Source organism: Telluria sp. ZB4P34 (assembly GCF_059686055.1).
This window is the reverse complement of the sequence record NZ_JCASIF010000006.1, coordinates 38,268-57,268: the sequence shown is the minus strand read 5'-3', so window position 1 is coordinate 57,268 and position 19,001 is coordinate 38,268. Positions and strand designations below refer to the sequence as shown.

Genomic DNA, 19,001 nt, shown 5'->3' with positions numbered 1-19,001 from the left:
GTCCGCCCATGCGGCTGCCGCGCGCACGCTTGGCGCCCGTGTGGGCTCCTTTTGCGCAGCAGTGATATGCTGCGCATTGGATTGACACATTACTAATACATTCTACATATCACAGAGAGCAAAACGTCATGAAGATCCTGGTTACCGGCGGCATGGGCTATATCGGCTCGCACACCGTCGTCGAACTGCAGAACGCCGGCCATGAAGTGGTCGTGGTGGACAACCTGTCCAACGCGGTCGTCTCGGTGCAGGAGCGGGTGCAGCGCATCACCGACAAGACCTTCCTCTTCGAAGAAGCCGACATCCGCGACCGCGCGGCCATGGAACGCATCTTCGGCGCCCACAAGGTCGACGCCGTGATCCATTTCGCGGGCCTGAAGGCGGTCGGCGAATCGGTGGCGCAGCCGCTGCGCTACTACGACAACAACGTCAACGGCAGCGTGATCCTGTTCGAGACGATGGCCAAGTTCGGCGTCAAGTCGCTGGTGTTCTCGTCCTCGGCCACCGTGTACGGCGACCCGGCTTCGGTGCCGATCCGCGAAGACTTCCCGCTCTCGGCTACCAATCCCTACGGCCGCAGCAAGCTGATGATCGAAGACATCCTGCGCGACCTCGCCAAGGCCGAGCCAGACTGGCGCATCGCGCTGCTGCGCTACTTCAACCCGGTCGGCGCCCACGAGAGCGGCCTGATCGGCGAAGAGCCGAACGGCATCCCGAACAACCTCGTTCCCTACATCGCCCAGGTCGCCAACGGCCAGCGCGACAGGCTGTCCGTGTTCGGCGGCGACTATCCGACCCCCGACGGCACCGGCCTGCGCGACTACATCCACGTGGTGGATCTCGCGATCGGCCACGTGAAGACCCTCGACCGCCTGGCCAAGGGGCCGGGCATCGTCACCTACAACCTCGGCACCGGCCGGGGCAACAGCGTGCTGGAAATGGTGCGTGCCTTCGAAGCAGCCTGCGGCCGCCAGATTCCTTACCAGATCGTCGACCGCCGCCCGGGCGACGTGGCCAAGTGCTACGCCGATCCGGCCAAGGCGCGCGAAGAGTTGGGCTGGACTGCCGAGCGTGATGTCGCTCAAATGTGCGCCGACGTCTGGCGCTACCAGACTACCGACAAATAAGCACAGCCAAATAATCTCAGTTATGTAAAGGATGGTCCGATGAAAGCCATGATTCTCGCAGCAGGCAAGGGCACCCGTGTGCGCCCGCTAACCTACGACCTGCCAAAACCCATGATCCCCTTGCTGGGCAAACCCGTGATGGCCTACCTTGTCGAGCACCTGAAAAAGCACGGCGTGACCGAAATCATGGTCAACGTCAGCTGGCTGCACGAAAAGATCGAGGAATACTTCGGTGAAGGCCACCAGTTCGGGGTCCAGATCGGCTATTCCTTCGAGGGCTACATCAACAACGAGGGCGAAGTCGTGCCCGAGCCGATCGGTTCGGCCGGCGGCATGAAGAAGATCCAGGAATTCGGCGGTTTCTTCGACGACACCACCATCGTGCTGTGCGGCGACGCCCTGATCGACCTCGACCTGAAGGCCGCGCTGCTCGAGCACCGCCGCAAGGGCGCGATGGCCACCGTCATCACCAAGGAAGTGCCATGGGACAAAGTATCGTCCTACGGCGTGGTCGTCACCGACGCCGACGGCCGCATCACCGAATTCCAGGAAAAGCCGTCCGAGGCCGAAGCCAAGTCGAACTTCATCTCGACCGGCATCTATATCTTCGAGCCGGAAGTCATCGACCTGATCCCCTCGGGCGTGCCCTTCGACATCGGTTCCGAGCTGTTCCCGCTGCTGGCCGAGCGCGGCCTGCCGTTCTACGCCCAGGGCCGTCCGTTCAACTGGCTCGACATCGGCACCATGAGCGACTACTGGGAAGTGCTGCAGACCGTCCTGACCGGCGAAGTCAACCACATGGACGTGCCGGGCATCCAGATCGAGCCGGGCGTCTGGACCGGCCTGAACACCAGCATCGACTGGGAAGGCACCACCATCGAAGGACCGGTCTACATCGGCTCCAACGTCAAGATCGAGGCGGGCGCCCGCATCGTCGGCCCGACCTGGATCGGCCACGGCAGCCACATCTGCGAAGGCGCCGAGATCGTGCGCAGCGTGTTGTTCGAATACACACGTGTGTTGCATGATGTAACATTGCACGAAATGATTGTCTTCAAGGAATACAGTGTCGACCGCAAGGGCGAAATGAAGCACGCGTCGGAGTATTCCTCGCAGGAATGGCTGAACGCGCGCGATCGCCGCCGCTCGGTCCGCAAGGAAATCGATGGCGAAGCCCACCACGCTGTCCAGAAAATCAAAGAGAAAATCACCGAGAAAGTAAGCGCATGAAAATTTACCCAGTCATCCTCTCCGGCGGCGCCGGTACCCGTCTGTGGCCGCTCTCGCGCGCCGTGCTGCCCAAGCAGCTGCTGCCGCTGGTAGGCGACAGGACCATGCTGCAGGAAACTGCGCTGCGGGTGGCCGGCTGGCCGGGAATGATGGCGCCGCTGGTCGTGTGCGGCAACGATCACCGCTTCATGGTGGCGGAACAGCTGCGTGAAATCGGCATGACGCCGCTCGGCATCCTGCTCGAACCGGTCGGGCGCAACACCGCGCCGGCGGTGGCGGCGGCGGCCCATTACCTGAAGGCGATCGACCCGGAAGCCATGATGCTGGTGCTGCCGGCCGACCACGTCATCGAGAACGGCGCCGCCTTCCGCGACGCCGTCGAGCGCGCCGTGAACCTGGTGTCGCAGGGCGCCCTGGCCACTTTCGGCATCGTGCCGAAGACGCCGGAAACGGGCTACGGCTACATCCGCCGGGGCGAGCAGGTGGCCGATTGCGGCGACTGCTACCGGGTGGCGCGCTTCGTCGAGAAGCCGGACGCCGCCACCGCCCAGGGCTTCCTGGAAGAAGGGGGCTACTACTGGAACAGCGGCATGTTCATGTTCTACGCCGAGCGCTTCCTCAAGGAGCTGCAGGAGCATGCGCCGGCCATCGCCAGCGCCGCCGAACAGGCCGTGAGCACCGGCTACCGCGACCTCGACTTCTGCCGCCTCGAAGAAAAGGCCTTCTCGGACAGCCCGTCCGACTCGATCGACTACGCGGTGATGGAAAAGACCCGCGACGCCGCGGTGGTGCCGGCCGATATCGGCTGGAACGACGTCGGCTCCTGGTCGGCGCTGTGGGAAGTGCAGGCCAAGGACGCCCAGGGCAATGCCCAGCGCGGCGACGTCTACCTGGACGGCGTCACCAATTCGCTGGTGCGCGCCGAGTCGCGCATCGTGGCCGTGGTCGGCGTCGACAACCTGGTCGTGGTCGAGACCCAGGATGCCGTCCTGGTCACCCACAAGGACCAGGTGCAGCGCGTCAAGCAGGTGGTCGACCATCTCAAGAGCAAGGCGCGCACCGAGCACCTGCACCACACCCGCGTCTACCGTCCCTGGGGCCACTACGAGGGCATCGATGCGGGCGACCGCTTCCAGGTGAAGCGCATCACGGTCAAGCCGGGCGAGAAGCTCTCGCTGCAGATGCACCACCACCGCGCCGAGCACTGGGTCGTGGTGTCGGGCACCGCGCGCGTGACCTGCGGCGAGAAGGTCTGCCTGCTGTCCGAGAACGAATCGACCTACATCCCGATCGGCGTCACCCACCGCCTGGAAAACCCGGGCAGGCTGCCGCTGCACCTCATCGAAGTGCAGTCCGGCAGCTACCTCGGCGAGGACGACATCGTCCGCTTCGAGGATATCTACCAGCGCGCCTGAGGCACCAGGCCCTGGCAGGGTGGACGGGGGTACCCGCCCACCCTGGGGTTAGCGTCGAGGCCGCTTGCATAGCGGAACCGTGCGAACCCCCGTGCGAACGCAGGCATACAATTCCCCGCAACTGAACCGAGCGAGGGAATCCCATGAAAACAATCCTTGCGGCGTCCGCCCTGGCGGTGGTGCTGGCCGCGCCGTCGGCCTACGCGCAGAACGGCGCCCCGTTGCTGGACCTGACCCTGTACGGCCAGCTCGAGCGCTGGCTCGGCGCCGGGCCGCTCGACCTGCGCAACATCTATACACGGACGAACGGCCACAATTCACGCGACTTCCATGCCGCGGCCGATGGCGCCGGCATGACCTTCACGCTGCTCCAGGTCAGCAACGATCTAGGCGACAGCTGGATCGTCGGCGGCTACAATCCGCAGAGCTGGTCGTCCACGGCCGGCTGGCACGAGACGCCGCACGACTGGCAGCGCACCGCTTTCCTCTTCAACTACACCGACGCCCAGCTGTGGCGCCAGGTGCAGTCGGAAAACATTCTGCCGAACCGCGGCTTGCGCCAGACCTTCAACGAGCCCAACCACGGCCCGACCTTCGGCGCCGGTCCTGACCTGTTCGTCAACGACCGCCTCAACGCGGCGATGTCCTGGCAGGTGAGCTACGGCGACGGCCTGTCCGAGGGGACCAGCATCATCGATGGCAGCATCGGCGGCCAGCTGTTCCGGGTCGACGCGCTCGAAGTGTATTCGGTGTCCCTGGTGCCCGAGCCCGCCAATACGGCGATGTTCATCGGCGGCCTCGGCGTGCTCGGCTGGGCCGCGTGGCGGCGGCGTGCGCGTCCGGCGACGCTGGGCGCCGTGCGCAAGCATTGAAGGGCAGGGCTGGCTACCGGAATGCGCACCGGCGGAGCGTGGATTGGATAAACGGCAAGCTGTGGCATGATGGCGGCGGAGCCCGCTCCGCCATCCGTTCATCCTGCGACCGATTCGATGCGACCGACCTTGCCAGCGCCCCCTTGTTCCCACCTGCACGCCGAAGGCAGACCGCCTCTGCATCGCCGTCTGCGCCGCCTGCTGCTGTCCTGCCTGTTCCTCCTGTGTGCCGGCGGCGCGCTGCATGCGCCCGCGGCAGCAGCGCTCAAGCCCGAGCAATTGGCGATCGTTATCAATGACGAAGACCCCTCCAGCGTCGCCGTCGGCGAGTACTACCGCAAGCGCCGCGCGATCCCGGCCGCCAACGTGGTGCACGTGCGCATTCCCGGCAAGCCGCGGAGCATCGACCCGGCCCGGTTTCGCCTGCTGAAAGCGGAGATCGACAGCCAGCTCGGCCCAGGCGTGCAGGCCGTGCTGATGGTCTGGACGGCGCCCTATGCCGTCGACTGTCATTCCATCACCGGCGCCTACACGCTCGGCTTCGACGGCACGCAGTGCGCCAGGACCTGCGCTGCCGGCGAGCCAAGCCCCTATTTCAACAGCAAGTCGGGGCGGCCTTTCACCGACCACCAGCAGCGCCTCTCGATGCTGCTGCCGACCGAGTCGGTGCAGGGGGCCAAAGACCTGATCGACCGCGGCGTCGCCGCCGGCTTTCGCACCACGCCGGCCACCGCCTACTACCTGGCCACCTCGGAAAAGGCGCGCAACACCCGCGCCGGCTTCTTTCCTCGCCCAGGGCGCATTCCGGGCCGCCGCCTGACCACCAGGGTCCTGCAGGCCGACGTGCTGGAAGGGGTGAAGGACATCCTGGTCTACCAGACCGGCATGGCCCAGGTGGGCAAGCTGGACACGCTCGGCTTCGTGCCCGGCGCCCTGGCCGACCACCTGACCTCGCTCGGCGGCGACCTGCTCGGGACCAGCCAGATGAGCAGCCTGCGCTGGCTGGAAGCGGGCGCCACCGCCAGCTACGGCACCGTCAGCGAGCCCTGCAACCACTGGCAGAAGTTCCCGAATCCGTCCGTGCTGCTGCGCCACTACCTGAATGGCAACAGTGCCATCGAGGCCTACTGGAAGAGTGTCGCCTGGCCCGCCCAGGGCCTGTTCATCGGCGAACCGTTGGCGGCGCCCTACCGGGGACGCTGAGTCCCCGCGTGTGCGGAGCGGCCGCTGCCGGCGGCGGCGATGCAGCGCCTATCGCTCCGTCGCCTGATATATCCGTACAACATGTCATCACATAGTCAATCAATATGATTACTATGCATTTCGCCGTGGTAAATTGTGTTTTTATTGCAATTGTTTGGCGACGTGATCCGCTCTTCCATTTCAGGAACCCAATGAACAAATCCCTTATTTCCCTTAGCGCGCCTGGACGGCGCACCGTCCTGGCCGCACTGCTCGCCGGCCTGGCGCTCCCCGCCCTTGCCGAAGGCGGCAAGGTCGTCATCAGCCAGGTCTACGGCGGCGGCGGCAACACCGGCGCCAAGTATGCCCACGATTTCATCGAGCTCTTCAACCGGAGCGGATCCGATGTGGTGATCGGCGGCTGGAGCGTCCAGTATGCGTCCAGCGGCGGCACGAGCTGGCAGAAGACGGAGATCCCGGGCGGCGCGGTGCTCAAGCCGGGCCAGTACTACCTGGTGCGCCAGGCGGCCGGCAGTAATACCGCCCTCACGCCGGTCGAAGGCGACGCCGGCGGCGGCATCGCGATGTCGGGCACGACAGGCAAGGTGGCCCTGGTCAGCAGCGGCGTCCTCCTGAGCGGCGCCACCCCGGGCAGCCCGGCGCTGGTCGACCTGGTCGGCTTCGGCGGCGCCAGCGCTTTCGAAGGCGCGCCGACCCCGGCCCTGTCGAACACTACCTCGGCCTCGCGCAACGGCCAGGGCTGCACCGACACCGACTCGAACGCCGCCGATTTCGCGGTCGGCGCCGTCGCGCCGCGCAACAGCGCGAGTCCGCTCAATGCCTGCGGCGCGACCGGCCCGGTCGCCGAGCCGATCGTGCCCAGCTGCCCGGCCACGATCCTGCGTCCGCACGGAGAGTCCGTGTCCGGCAGCCTGAGCGCGCTCGACAAGGACAGCCGCGTGACCGGGGCCGCGCTCGGCTCGGGCGCCGTGCCCGGCATCCGCCTGGAAGAATTCAGCGCCTCGGGCGCCATCGACAGCGCCGCCGCCGTCAAGCTCGTGGTCGACGCCGCGACTGCCCCGGGCAGCCATCCGGTGGTGGTCGAGTTCAGCAACGACGGCGGCCAGTCGCAAAGCTGCACGGTGATGGTGCACTCGGCCGGCAGCCAGGCGATCCCGGCGATCCAGGGACCGGGTGCGGCGAGCCCGCTGGCCGGCTCGGCCCAGACCACGGAAGGGGTGATCACGGCGAAGGTCGGCAGCGGCTACTTCATCCAGGACCCGGCGGGCGACGGCGATCCGTCCACCTCGGACGGCATCTTCGTGTTCGGCCCGACGGCGGGCGCCGTGGGCGAGCGCGTGCGCGTCACCGGCATCGTGACCGAGTACAAGCCCTCGGGCACGGCCACCTACACCGAGCTGACCGATACCGTTTCGACCGTGCTCGGCGCAGGCCCGACCATCAGCGCCACCAACATCACGCTGCCGAACCCGGACCTCGAGCGCTACGAGGGCATGCTGGTGCGCTTCGCCAACCCGCTGACGGTCAACCAGAACAAGTACCTGGGCGCACGCGGCGAGCTGACCCTGTCCAGCGGACGCCGCGAGATCCCGACCAACCGCTACCGCCCCGGCACGCCGGAAGCGCTGGCCATGGCGCTTGACAACGCCGCCAACGCGATCGTGCTCGACGACGGCCTGTTCGTGCAGCCGCCAAGCATTCCCTACATCGGTCCGGAGAACACCGTGCGGACCGGGGATACCGTCACCGGCCTGGAAGGGGTGCTCGACTTCGGCGCGCTGGGCGGCGGGGGCGCGGGCTTCAAGCTGCAGCCGACCGTGGCGCCGCAGTTCTCGCGCACCAACGCGCGTCCGGGCGCGCCGAGCCTGCCGGCTGGCGTCAAGGTCGCCAGCGCGAACGTGCTGAACTTCTTCACCACCTTCACCGACGGCAGCAACGCCGAGGGCGCGAGCGGGCAGGGATGCGGCGCCAGCGCCCGCCCCAGCAATTGCCGGGGCGCCGACAACATGATCGAATTCGTGCGCCAGCGCGACAAGATCGTGAAGTCGCTGGTCGCACTCGACGCCGACGTCGTGGGCCTGATGGAGATCCAGAACAATGGCGACACCGCGGTGCAGTACCTGGTGGACAGCCTCAACGCCGCACTCGGCGCGCCGGTGTATGCGGTGGTGCCCAAGCCTGAAGCGACCGGCACCGATGCGATCCGCGTCGCGATGATCTACAAGCCGGCCGTGGTCTCCCTGGTCGGGACGGCGCTGTCGGACGGCGACCGGGTCAACAACCGCCCGCCGATGGCCCAGACCTTCAGGGCGAACAACGACGCCAGGTTCTCGGTGATCGTCAACCACCTCAAGGCCAAGGCCAGCTGTCCGTCGGGCAGCGGCCCGGACAGCGACCGCGGCGACGGCCAGGGTTGCTGGAATGCCACCCGCGTGCTGCAGGCCCAGCGCCTCGCGAACGTCTTCATCCCGCAGGTGGTGGCCAGCGCGGGCGATCCGGACGTGCTGGTGATCGGCGACATGAATGCCTACGGTGTCGAAGACCCGATCGCGACCCTGACGGGCGCCGGCCTGGTCAACGAACTCGAGCGCTTCGTGCGTCCGCAGGGTATGGTGTATTCCTATGTGTTCGACGGCGAGAGCGGTTACCTGGACCATGCGCTCGCCAGCGCTGCGCTGAGCAGGCAGGTGCTCGGCGCCGCCGAATGGCACAACAACGCGGACGAGCCGGAAGCGATCGACTACAACCTGGACGACAAGCCGCAGGACCTGTATGCGAACGATGCCTACCGCGCTTCCGACCACGATCCGGTGGTCGTCAGCCTGGCATTGACGCCGCCCTATGTGGATGTGAGCAGCTCGGTGCGGATCGTCCAGAGCGGCCTGGCGGTGAAATACGCCGAGTCACGGTATTCGGGCAAGGTCACTTTCACCAACACGGGCAGCGCCGCGCTGAACGGTCCGCTGCACTTCGTGCTGCAGGGCTTGACCGAGGGTGTGGTCCTCGAAGGCGCAAACGGCAGTCACAAGGGCGCGCGTTACCTGACCCTGCCGGAGACGACGATCGCTCCGGGAGCGAAGGTGACCCTGCACTTCAGCTTCATCTATCCGTCGAAGAAGAAGGAAATCGACTACACGCCGAAGCTGTTTACGGGGGAGCTGTAATCACTGTCCGGCGCCCTGCGGCTTGCCGCGGGGCTGCGGCGATGACGGAACACCTGCCTGCGGGCAGGTGTTTTTTTGGAGAGGGCGTTTGCAGTCGGACGGACGGCCCTGGCAGGGCCGCGCAGACGATGCGTGGTAAGAACGAAGACACGCGGCGCCGGCAAGGCCGGCGCCTTCGGGATCAGGATTGGCTTGGGCCGTTGTCGCCGGCCGCTGCACGGCGCATCGCGTCGATGCGGAAGGCTTCGGCGTTGCCATCGATGATGCGCAGGCTATTGCAGCCTTCCGCGGCGCAGTCGGGGACAGGGTTGTGCGCACCGCTGGCGGCGGCGACGGCCGGGCCGGTCGAGGCGGCCTGGCCTGCCATCACGCCCACGCTGGTGCCGGGCTGTGCGGCTTCGACGGCGGCGCTGTGTACTACCGAGGCCAGTTGCATGGGCATCTGGATGTCCTGCTGCTGGCCTGCGCCGCATGCGGTCAGGAGGGCGCTCAACGCGATGGCGGCAAAGGTACGAAAACTGGAGTAAGTCATAATCGGTTCTGTAGAGCAAGCTCGTCGATAACGAAGCCAATTGTAGTCAGTAAATTTTGCCCGTGCTCAATTATTTTCGTTAGCGAACAGCAAAGATTATGGTTTAGGAACGTAAATGAGCGACGTTAACGTGTTTTGAAGACAGTTGCAGCATCTGTTTTAAAGGAAATGAAAAATTCCAGAGCGCAATTGATGTTCTACGGCAACACTTGGGCTGAGCTGAGATCATCGCCGCTCAACAAGATTTCTTGCATGCCAAGCCAAGCCATGCATACCTTGATTTGCTTGACCACGTCTGCCCAAGCAGGGAAGATGGGCGCATGCGAACACTCATCCTTCTCTTCCTGCTTGGCTGCGCCGCCTGCACGACCGAGGCCCGCGATCCCGGCCGCACGGAAGCGCAAGGGGCGCATCGCGGTGCGCCTGCAGCGCCTGCAGCAGCCGGCGATACGCTGGCGCGCATCCGCGCCCTGGCCGGCGAGGCGAGTTGTACCGAATCGACCCAGTGCCGTTCGCTGCCGCTCGGCGCCAATGCCTGCGGCGGGCCCCAGGGCTATCTGCCGTATTCCCTGTCGCGCACCGACGAAAAGGCCCTGCACGCCCTGGCCAACCAGTACAAGGCCGAGCGCCAGGCCGCGATCAAGGCCAGTGGAATGGTGTCGACCTGCCGTCACCTGCCCGACCCGGGCGCGGTCTGCAGCAGCGGCCAGTGCCAGCCCGGCGGGGCGTCGCCAGCCGCGCGCTGACCGGCCGGTCTGCGCCGGCGCAAGAAAGACGGACTGTGCAGCTGCGATAGTCGCGCCGTGGGATGGCAGGCAAGAAAGAACCCCCATCGAGGGGGCATTGTCGAGACGATAAGCGCCGTGGTAGCCTTCCATGTTAGTTTCATGTAAGAAGAATGAGGAGCAGGTCGATGCAATCAGTTTTGGAACAGCGCGCCCCGGCGCGTCCCGTGGCGCGCGGCGTGCAGGGCTTCACCCTGCTCGAACTGCTGGTGGTGATCGTGATCATCGGCCTGCTTGCAGCCTATGTCGGCCCCAAGTATTTCTCGCAGCTCGGCAAATCCGAAGTCACCGTGGCGAAGGCGCAGATCGACGCCTTCGACAAATCGCTCGACACCTATCGCCTCGACGTTGGCCGCTACCCCAATGCGGAAGAGGGGCTGAACGCCCTGATGGCTGCGCCGCCCAGCGCCGGCGCCAAGTGGAACGGCCCCTACCTGAAGAAGGGCGTGCCGCAGGACCCGTGGGGCCGTGCCTACCAGTACCGCTCGCCGGGGACGAAGGGCGAATACGAGATCCTGTCTCTCGGCAAGGACGGACAGCCTGGCGGCGCCGGCGACAATGCCGACATTTCGTCGAACTGAGCACGCAGCCGGCCCGCACAGACCAGCCGCCATCCTGACACCACAGCGCTGACACAGCCAAAGCAGCCAAACCAGCCGGGCCCTCCATGCAGTTCGCCGTTCGTACCCTCGCGCCCGATATGTCGATCTCGGACCTCGTCGTCGATGCCGCCGACGCGCTCGACGCGCGCCGCCAGGTCGAGGCGCGCGGGCTGTTCGTCAGCGCCGTCGAGCCGGCCCGCACCAACCCCTTCGCCGCGCTGGCCAGGGGGCGCAAGGGCGGCAAGCTGTCGCTGGTGCTGTTCAGCCAGGAATTGCTGGCGCTGCTGAACGCCGGCCTGGGCATCGTCGAGGGCCTGGAAGCCCTGCTCGAAAAGGAAGCCAATACGGGCGCGCGCGGCGTGCTCGAGCGCCTGCTGGCAGGCCTGCGCGAGGGCAAGCGCTTTTCCGGCGTGCTGGCCGCCCAGCCCGACCTGTTCCCGCCGCTATACGTCGGCATCGTGCGCGCCGCCGAAGGCACCAGCGACCTGCCGCGCGCACTGTCGCGCTATATCGATTACCAGCAGCGCATCGACCTGGTACGCGCCAAGATCGTCAGCGCTTCCATCTACCCCGTGATCCTGCTGCTGGTGGGCGGCGGCGTGAGCGCCTTCCTGATCGGCTACGTGGTGCCCAAGTTCGCCGAGGTCTACCAGGGAGCGGGACGCTCGCTGCCCTGGATGTCGCAGCTGCTGCTCGACTGGGGCCAGTTCGCCTCCAGCCACGGCAGCGCGATCCTGGTGACGGCCTTGCTGGCCATCGCCGGCGCGGTGGCCGGCGTACGCCACCTGGTGCGCAGCGGCGGCATCAACCGCCTGCTGGTGCGCCTGCCCGGCATCGGCGAGCGCGCCCGCATCTATGAACTGTCGCGCCTGTACCTGACGCTGGGCATGCTGACCGAGGGCGGCATCACCATCGTCGGCGCCATCGAGACCGTGCAGCCGATGGTGTCCGGCGCCGTGCGCAAGGGCCTGGCGCAGGCGCGCGCCGCGATCGAATCGGGCCAGCCGCTGTCCAATGCATTCGAAGCAAATGGCCTGACCACGCCGATTTCCTTGCGCATGCTGCGCGTGGGCGAGCGCACCGGCGACATGGGGCCGATGCTCACCCAGTCGGCCGCCTTCTACGATGGCGAGATCACGCGCTGGATCGACCGCTTCACCCGTACCTTCGAGCCGCTCCTGATGGCGGCCATCGGCCTGGTGGTGGGCGCCATCGTGGTGCTGCTGTATATGCCGATCTTCGACCTCGCCGGGGATATGTCTTGAAAAGCGATGTCGTGAACGCGCCGCAGGATAAACCGCTGGACCCGGCGCTGCTGGCGCGCGCCCGTGCGCTGGCGCAGCAGTCGCGCCGCGGCCTGGTGGCCGAGCTCGAAGGCCTCACCGGCCTCGAGCCGCGCGGCATCATTCGCGAGCTGGCGGCCCCGTTCGCGCTGCCGGTCATGGAAACCGCCGCCATGCTGGCGCAATCTCCCGCCTTCGACCTGCTGCCGCTGGCGCAGGCCATGTCGCGCCACTGCGTGCTGCTGCGCGACGGGGCGGGGCGCCTGACCGGGGTGCTGGCCGATCCCTTCGACCTCGACCTGCAGACCTGGCTGGGCGCGCAGGCGCGCGCCACCGCCCGCGCCCCGCTCGAGCTGTGCCTGGCGCTGCAGTCCGACATCCAGGCCTATCTGTCGAAGCAGGAGGAATCGGCGCGCGCCGTCGACAGCCTGGTGGAGGGCGGCGCGGAAGCGCGGCGCGACGGCAAGGTCAACCAGGTGCTGTCCTTCGCCTCGGTGTCCGAAAGCGGCAGCCCGGCGGTCAAGCTGGTCAACTCGACGCTGTACGATGCGCTCAAGGCCGGCGCTTCCGACATCCACCTGGAGAGCACGGCGGGCGGCCTGGCCGTCAAGTACCGGGTCGACGGGGTGCTCGATCATGCCACCACGGTGGGCGGGGTCGAGCTGGCCGAGCACATCATCTCGCGCCTGAAAGTGCTGGCCGAACTCGACATCGCCGAGCGCCGCATCCCGCAGGACGGCAGCTTCCGGGTGGAGTCGGGCGGGCGCGACATCGACCTGCGGGTCTCGATCATGCCCAGCATCCACGGCGAGGATGCGGTGATCCGTATCCTCGACAAGCGCGCCATGATCGAATCCTACGGCGCGCTCACGCTCGAGGCCCTGGGTTTCGACGCGCCCTCGCTGGAGACGCTGCGCGCACTGGCCAGGGAAGCCTACGGCATGCTGCTGGTGACGGGGCCGACCGGCTCAGGCAAGACCACCACGCTGTATGCGGCCCTCACCGAGATCCACAACGGGCGCGAGAAGATCATCACCATCGAGGACCCGGTCGAGTACCAGTTGCCGGGCATCCTGCAGATCCCGGTGAACGAAAAGAAGGGCCTCACCTTCGCGAAGGGCCTGCGTTCGATCCTGCGCCACGACCCTGACAAGATCATGGTCGGCGAGATCCGCGACCGCGAGACCGCCGAGATCGCGGTGCAGTCGGCGCTCACCGGCCACCTGGTGCTGACGACGGTGCACGCGAACAACGTGTTCGACGTGTTCGGCCGTTTCACCCACATGGGCATCGATCCGTATGCGTTCGTCTCGGCCCTGAACGGGATCTGGGCCCAGCGCCTGATCCGCATGAACTGCCCGCACTGCGCGGTGCGCTACGATCCGGACGCGCTCGAGCTGGCCTCGGTGCACCTGGCGCGTGAGGACGCCCAGGACTACGTCTTCATGCGCGGCAAGGGCTGCGGCGACTGCCGCGGCACCGGCTACCGCGGGCGCCGCTCGATCGCCGAGATCCTCACGCTGAACGACGAAATCCGCGAACTGATCGTCGACAAGCAGCCGATCCGCCGCATCAAGGCCGCTGCCCACGCCAACGGCACCCGCAGCCTGCGCCTGGCGGCGCTCGACCTGGTCCGGCGCGGCGCCACCACCATCGACGAGATCAAGCGGGTGACCTTGCATGCGTAGGAAGTTCGGGCAATCCCTCCGTCTCGGCGTCGCCGCCGACGGCCTTGCGCTGCTGCGCGTGGGCGGCTGGCCGCGCGCTGGCGTCGAGGTGCTGGCCAGCAACCCGGTCGAAGCCGGGGCGCCGGATGCGCTGGCGAATACCCTGCGCGCGCTGCTGCAGGAGCTGGCCCCGCGCGCCTGGCCGCTGACCGTGGTGCTGGCCGACGAGCTGGTGCGCCTGTGGCAGGTGCCGCCGCCCAGGGGCGCGGCCCGTTTCGGCGACCTCGAGGCCGCAGCCGCGCTGCGATTCCAGGCCTTGTTCGGCGCGCCGCCGCTCGACTGGCGCATCAGCGCCGACTGGAATGCGGCGCGACCCTTCCTGGCCGCCGCGGCGCCCGAAGGCCTGCTGGCCCTGCTGGAAACGCTGGCGCGCGAACACCGTTTCCACCTGGTCGAGGTGGCGCCGCAATTCGTCGCCGCCATGAATGCCTGGCGCCGCGCGCGCCGTCCCGGCGCCTGGTTCGGCCTGGTGCACGGCGGCGTGCTCTCGCTTGCCGCCTATGAAGGCGACACGCTGGCCGCGGTGCGCACCGCCGTGATTCCACCGGGCGCCGACCGCGACTGGCTCGAAGCCCACGTCGCCCGCGAAGCGCTGCGGGTGGGGGTGGGGCGTCCCGAGCGGCTGCAGCTGTGCGGCGCCGCCCCGGCAACCTGGGCCAGTTCGGCCGGCTGCCTGAAGTTCGCCTGCACACTGCTGGAAGACGACAGCGCCGACTGGCCGCTGCACGTGCGACTGGCGCGCACGGGAATCGAAGCATGAGGCGGAGCATGAAGGGAAGCATGAAGCGAAGACTACAGCGCACCCATATCGACTTCGCACCGCGCAGCCTGCGGCGCACCCTGTTCCGCGTGCCGGGGCGCAGCGTCGGCCTGGTGGTCGCCGCTGCCGGCCTGTGCTTCGTGGCGCTGTCGCTGTTGGTCCGCTACCAGGAAGAGCGCGAGCAGCTGGAGGCGCTGCAGGCCGCCATCGCAGCGCGCTCCAGCGCCATGCGCCCCGTGCCGGTCGCGGCGGCGGCGCCGACGTTCACGGTGTCCGCCGCCCAGGCGGGCGCGGTCAACGACGCCGTCATGCAGCTCAACCTGCCGTGGCGCGATCTGGTCGAGGCGGTGGGGGCGGCCACCCCGGCCAATGTGGCGCTGCTGGCACTGGAGCCGGATGCCAAGCGCCGCACCCTGCGCATCACGGCCGAGGCCCGCAACAGCGACGACATGCTGGCCTACGTGGCGGCGATGCAGGAACAGGGCTGGTTCGGCTCGGTGGCCCTGGTGCGCCACGAGATCGCGGAGCAGGAACCGAACCGGCCGCTGCGCTTCCAGCTCAGCGCACAGTGGAGCGCGCAGTCGGGCACGCAGTCGGGTGCCGCCGGAGGCGCCCCATGAAGGACATGAACCTGTCGGCGCTCTGGCTGCGCGCCGTGCTGGCGCTGCGCCGCGCTAACCCGGTGATTGCCGCCGCCTTCGCGCTGGCGCTGGCTGCCACCGTCGCGATCGTCCTGGTGCTCGAGGCCCTGGTGGACCTGGACGAGGAATATGCGGCCGCCCGCATCCAGGCTGCAGCGCCGCCGCCCGTGCACAGCGCGCCGCCTGCGCCGCCGCCGAGCGCCGACCAGAACCTGGCCCATTTCTATGCCTCCCTGGGCGAGCGCAGCAAGGTCGACCGCCAGCTCAAGACCTTGTTCGCGCTGGCGGAGAAGAACGGCCTGGCCCTGCGCCAGGGCGAGTACCGCGCCGCCCACGAGCGCGCCGGGAGCTTCCACACCTACCAGCTCAACCTGCCGGTCACGGGCCGCTACGGGGCGATCTGGCAGTTCGCGTTCGACGCGCTGCGCGCGCTGCCGCACGCATCGCTCGACGACGTCAGCTTCCGGCGCGATGCGATCGGCAGCGCCACCGTCGAGGCGCGCCTGCGCCTGACGCTGCACCTGGCCGACACACAGGGAGTGCCGCGATGAAGCCGCGCCACATCGCCATGACAGTCGCCCTGGTGGCGGCTGGCTCCCTGGTGGCCTTCGGCGACAGGACGCCGGAGGACGCTGTGGCCGAGCCGGTCGAGCGCGCGCAGGCGCCCGGCGCCCCCGCACCGTCCCCTGCGCCGGCGCCTGCCGCCGCCAAGGGAGCGGACGCGAACCCCGTCATCCTGCGGCTGGCGGACCGCGAGGCCCTGATCGGCGACAGCGGCGACCGTTTCAACGCGGGGGAGAATGGCGTGTTCGCGCGCCAGGACTGGACCCCGCCGCCACCGCCGCCGGCGCCCGCGCCGCCGCCGCCGCCGCCGAGCGCGCCGCCCTTGCCGTTCACCTTCATCGGCAAGTCGCTCCAGGACGGCGCCTGGGAAATCTACCTCGCACGCGGCGACCGTACCCACCTGGTGCGCGAGAACACCATCATCGACGGCGCCTACCGCGTCGATGCGATCCGGCCACCGGTGCTGACCCTGACCTACCTGCCGCTGAACCAGGTTCAGCAGCTTAATATTGGAGTATTCGACTGATGCCTCGTATCCGCAATCTCGTGCTGGCTGCTGGCCTGGGGGCGGTGCTGCTCGCCGGCTGCGCGGGACAGCGCGCCTACCAGGAAGGCAATGCGCTGGTCGCGCAGGACCAGGTCGCGGCCGGGCTGGTGAAATACCAGGAGGCGGTCAATGCCGACCCGGCCAATCCCCAGTACCGCGTCGCCTACCTGCGCGCGCGCGACAGCGCGGCCAACCGCCTGCTCGGCCAGGCCGAGGCGGCCTTTGCCGCCGGCCGGCCGGAGGAGGCGCTGGCGGAATACCGCCGCGTGCTGGTTTTCGACCCGGCCAACGAGCGCGCACGCAGCGGCCTGCGCCAGGTCGAGGCCGACGGTCGCCACGCGGCTATGCTCGATCAGGCGCGCGCCGCCTTCGACAAGGGCGAGTTCGATACCGCGCGCCAGCGGCTGTCCGCGATCCTGACCGAACGCCCGGCGCACGAGCCGGCGCGCCTGCTGATGCTGGAGCTGGACCGGAAGGCGGCCGCGGCGCCCCCTGGGGAAGCAACGCTGGCGGCGGCCTTCCGCAAGCCGATCAGCCTGGAATTCCGCGACGCGCCCCTCAAGCAGGTGTTCGAGATCATCTCGCGCCATTCCGGCCTGAACTTCGTGTTCGACAAGGACGTCAAGACCGACCTGCGCAGCTCGATCTTCCTGAAGAACAGCACCGTGGAGGCCGCGATCTACTACCTGCTGATGACCAACCAGCTCGAGCGCCAGGTCATGGACGGCAACACCATCCTGATCTACCCGAACGTGGCCGCCAAGCTGAAGGAATACCAGGAGATGACGGTCAAGACCTTCTTCCTGGCCAATGCGGAAGCCAAGAACATCGCCAATACCTTCAAGACCATCCTCAAGTCGCGCGACGTGGTCGTGGACGAGAAGCTCAACCTGGTGATCCTGCGCGACAGCCCCGAAGCGGTGCGCGTGGCGACCCAGCTGGTGGCATTGCAGGACGTGCCCGAGCCGGAAGTCATGCTCGACGTCGAGGTGCTCGAGATCAAGCGCAGCCGCATCATGGACCTCGGCGTGGTCTGGCCGGCCGCGGTCTCGTTCTCACCGCTGGCCACGGTCGAGGGCGACCCCATCAGCATCGACCAGCTGCGAGGCCTGAACCGCGGCAATATCGGCGTCGTCAGCAACCTGACCACCTCCGTCAAGGCCAACAAGACCGATGGCGATTCCAATATCCTGGCCAACCCGCGCATCCGCGTGCGCAACAAGGAAAAGGCCAAGGTCGTCATCGGCGACAAGATCCCGAACATCTCGACCACGATCTCCTCGGGCGTGGGCGGCTTCGCCTCGGAGTCGGTGAACTACGTGGACGTCGGCCTGACCCTGAACGTGGAGCCGACCATCTACCTGAACAACGAAGTCGGGATCCGCATCTCGCTCGAGGTCAGCACGCTCGGCGACTCGGTGACGACGCGCTCCGGCACCGTGGCCTACCGTATCGGCACCCGCTCGGCCACTACCTTCCTGCAGCTGAAGGATGGCGAGAACCAGGTGCTGGCAGGCCTGATCAGCAACGAAGACCGTTCCAGCGGCAACAAGGTGCCGGGTATCGGCGACCTGCCGATCGTCGGCCGCCTGTTCGGCAGCACGCGTGACACCAACGACCGCACCGAGATCGTGCTGTCGATCACGCCGCGCCTGGTGCGCACCGTGCAGCGCCCGGCGGCGGCCGCGTCCGAATTCGGGGCCGGTACCGAAGCCAGCTTCCGCCGCCGTCCGGACAGCACGGCGCGCGCGCCGGTGCAGCTGCCGGTCAATGCCGGCGCTGCCGCAGCTGCTGCAGCTGCTGCGCGTGCGGGAACCGTGCAGGGTCCGGCTTCGGGCGCGCCGGCCGTTCCCGCACCGGCGCCGGTCGGTACGCCTGCGGCCGGATCGCCGGACCGCCCGCTGTCGGTGCCGCCGTCGCAGCTGCCGATGACGCCGCAGACCGGTTCGCCGCAATCCGGCCCGCCGCCGTCGGCGCCGGCGCCGGTGCCCGCGCCCGATGCGGCCGTCCAGGTGATCCCGGTCGCGCCGCCGCCGCCCGCCGTTCCCGCTTCTTCTCCAGGCGCCCGGCAATAATGTTCAAGCGCGGCTTCACCCTCATCGAGCTGCTGGTGACCTTGGCGATCCTGGCCCTGCTGGGAACGCTGGTGGTGCCGGTGGCGCAAGTCACGGCCCAGCGCCGCGACGAGGTGGAGCTGCGCCGCGCACTGCGCGAGATCCGCGCCGGCATCGACGCCTACAAGAAGGCCAGCGACGAGGGCCGCGTGGCCAAGGCGGCCGGCAGCAGCGGTTATCCGCCGCGTCTCGAGATGCTGGTCGAGGGCGTGCGCGACCAGAAGAGCCCGAAGCAGGCGCAGATCTATTTCATGCGCCGGCTGCCGCGCGACCCCTTTCATTCCGATCCAGATACGCCGGACGCACAGACCTGGGGCAAGCGCAGCTACGCCAGCGAGCCGGACGAGCCGGAAGAGGGCGAGGACGTCTACGACGTCTACTCGCCGTCGGACAGGCCGGGCCTGAACGGCATCCCGTACAACAAGTGGTGAGCAT

General features: G+C 67.8%; 17 protein-coding genes. 16 read left to right on the top strand and 1 reads right to left on the bottom strand.

Going from position 1 to position 19,001, the window contains the following annotated elements; genetic code table 11:
• The first annotated feature begins 128 nt into the window (after positions 1–128).
• The 6 genes from galE to AC56KL_RS12400 all read left to right on the top strand — a co-directional run bounded on the left by galE (position 129) and on the right by AC56KL_RS12400 (position 9,011).
• Positions 129–1,127 (top strand): UDP-glucose 4-epimerase GalE, encoded by a 999-nt coding sequence (galE, locus tag AC56KL_RS12425; protein ID WP_497180466.1) that lies wholly within the window; start codon positions 129–131, stop codon positions 1,125–1,127.
• A gap of 39 nt (positions 1,128–1,166) precedes the next feature.
• On the top strand, positions 1,167–2,357 hold the full coding sequence (locus tag AC56KL_RS12420; RefSeq protein ID WP_497180465.1) for a nucleotidyltransferase family protein: 1,191 nt from the start codon (positions 1,167–1,169) through the stop codon (positions 2,355–2,357).
• Positions 2,354–3,772 (top strand): mannose-1-phosphate guanylyltransferase/mannose-6-phosphate isomerase, encoded by a 1,419-nt coding sequence (locus AC56KL_RS12415; RefSeq protein WP_497180464.1) that lies wholly within the window; start codon positions 2,354–2,356, stop codon positions 3,770–3,772. The genes AC56KL_RS12420 and AC56KL_RS12415 overlap by 4 nt, the downstream gene beginning before the upstream one ends.
• Before the next feature lie 143 nt (positions 3,773–3,915).
• Positions 3,916–4,644 (top strand): PEP_CTERM-anchored TLD domain-containing protein, encoded by a 729-nt coding sequence (locus AC56KL_RS12410; RefSeq protein WP_497180463.1) that lies wholly within the window; start codon positions 3,916–3,918, stop codon positions 4,642–4,644.
• Between the two features lie 129 nt (positions 4,645–4,773).
• The gene (locus AC56KL_RS12405; RefSeq protein ID WP_497180462.1) at positions 4,774–5,847 is read left to right on the top strand and encodes a TIGR03790 family protein; all 1,074 of its coding nucleotides are present in this window, start codon (positions 4,774–4,776) and stop codon (positions 5,845–5,847) included.
• Between the two features lie 191 nt (positions 5,848–6,038).
• Positions 6,039–9,011: an ExeM/NucH family extracellular endonuclease gene (locus AC56KL_RS12400; protein ID WP_497180461.1), complete on the top strand. Its 2,973-nt coding sequence runs from the start codon at positions 6,039–6,041 to the stop codon at positions 9,009–9,011.
• A 181-nt stretch (positions 9,012–9,192) separates the two neighbouring features.
• Here AC56KL_RS12400 and AC56KL_RS12395 read toward each other — a convergent pair whose 3' ends face one another.
• Positions 9,193–9,543 carry a hypothetical protein gene (locus tag AC56KL_RS12395; RefSeq protein WP_497180460.1) on the bottom strand — a complete coding sequence of 117 codons (351 nt, stop codon included), beginning with the start codon at positions 9,541–9,543 and terminating at the stop codon, positions 9,193–9,195.
• Between the two features lie 320 nt (positions 9,544–9,863).
• Between AC56KL_RS12395 and AC56KL_RS12390 the strand changes: the two genes are divergently transcribed.
• From AC56KL_RS12390 to AC56KL_RS12345, 10 genes are all read left to right on the top strand, one after another.
• Positions 9,864–10,289 (top strand): hypothetical protein, encoded by a 426-nt coding sequence (locus AC56KL_RS12390; protein WP_497180459.1) that lies wholly within the window; start codon positions 9,864–9,866, stop codon positions 10,287–10,289.
• Positions 10,290–10,456: 167 nt separating this feature from the next.
• On the top strand, positions 10,457–10,909 hold the full coding sequence (gene gspG / locus AC56KL_RS12385) for a type II secretion system major pseudopilin GspG (protein ID WP_497180458.1): 453 nt from the start codon (positions 10,457–10,459) through the stop codon (positions 10,907–10,909).
• 86 nt (positions 10,910–10,995) lie between these two features.
• Complete coding sequence (locus tag AC56KL_RS12380) at positions 10,996–12,195, top strand: type II secretion system F family protein (protein WP_497180457.1); 1,200 nt, start codon at positions 10,996–10,998, stop codon at positions 12,193–12,195.
• Between the two features lie 11 nt (positions 12,196–12,206).
• A complete protein-coding gene (locus tag AC56KL_RS12375; RefSeq protein WP_497180637.1) occupies positions 12,207–13,901 on the top strand; it encodes a GspE/PulE family protein in 1,695 nt (564 codons plus the stop codon).
• A complete protein-coding gene (locus AC56KL_RS12370) occupies positions 13,894–14,700 on the top strand; it encodes a hypothetical protein (protein WP_497180456.1) in 807 nt (268 codons plus the stop codon). Before AC56KL_RS12375 ends, AC56KL_RS12370 begins: the two co-directional genes overlap by 8 nt.
• 20 nt (positions 14,701–14,720) lie before the next feature.
• The gene (locus AC56KL_RS12365) at positions 14,721–15,320 is read left to right on the top strand and encodes a PilN domain-containing protein (RefSeq protein ID WP_497180455.1); all 600 of its coding nucleotides are present in this window, start codon (positions 14,721–14,723) and stop codon (positions 15,318–15,320) included.
• Positions 15,317–15,892 carry a hypothetical protein gene (locus AC56KL_RS12360; RefSeq protein ID WP_497180454.1) on the top strand — a complete coding sequence of 192 codons (576 nt, stop codon included), beginning with the start codon at positions 15,317–15,319 and terminating at the stop codon, positions 15,890–15,892. Before AC56KL_RS12365 ends, AC56KL_RS12360 begins: the two co-directional genes overlap by 4 nt.
• Positions 15,889–16,431, top strand: a complete 543-nt coding sequence (locus AC56KL_RS12355) for a hypothetical protein (RefSeq protein WP_497180453.1) — start codon at positions 15,889–15,891, stop codon at positions 16,429–16,431. The genes AC56KL_RS12360 and AC56KL_RS12355 overlap by 4 nt, the downstream gene beginning before the upstream one ends.
• Complete coding sequence (locus AC56KL_RS12350) at positions 16,431–18,527, top strand: secretin GspD/PilQ domain-containing protein (protein ID WP_497180452.1); 2,097 nt, start codon at positions 16,431–16,433, stop codon at positions 18,525–18,527. The genes AC56KL_RS12355 and AC56KL_RS12350 overlap by 1 nt, the downstream gene beginning before the upstream one ends.
• Positions 18,527–18,997, top strand: a complete 471-nt coding sequence (locus tag AC56KL_RS12345) for a type II secretion system protein (protein WP_497180451.1) — start codon at positions 18,527–18,529, stop codon at positions 18,995–18,997. Before AC56KL_RS12350 ends, AC56KL_RS12345 begins: the two co-directional genes overlap by 1 nt.
• Positions 18,998–19,001 lie beyond the last annotated feature (4 nt).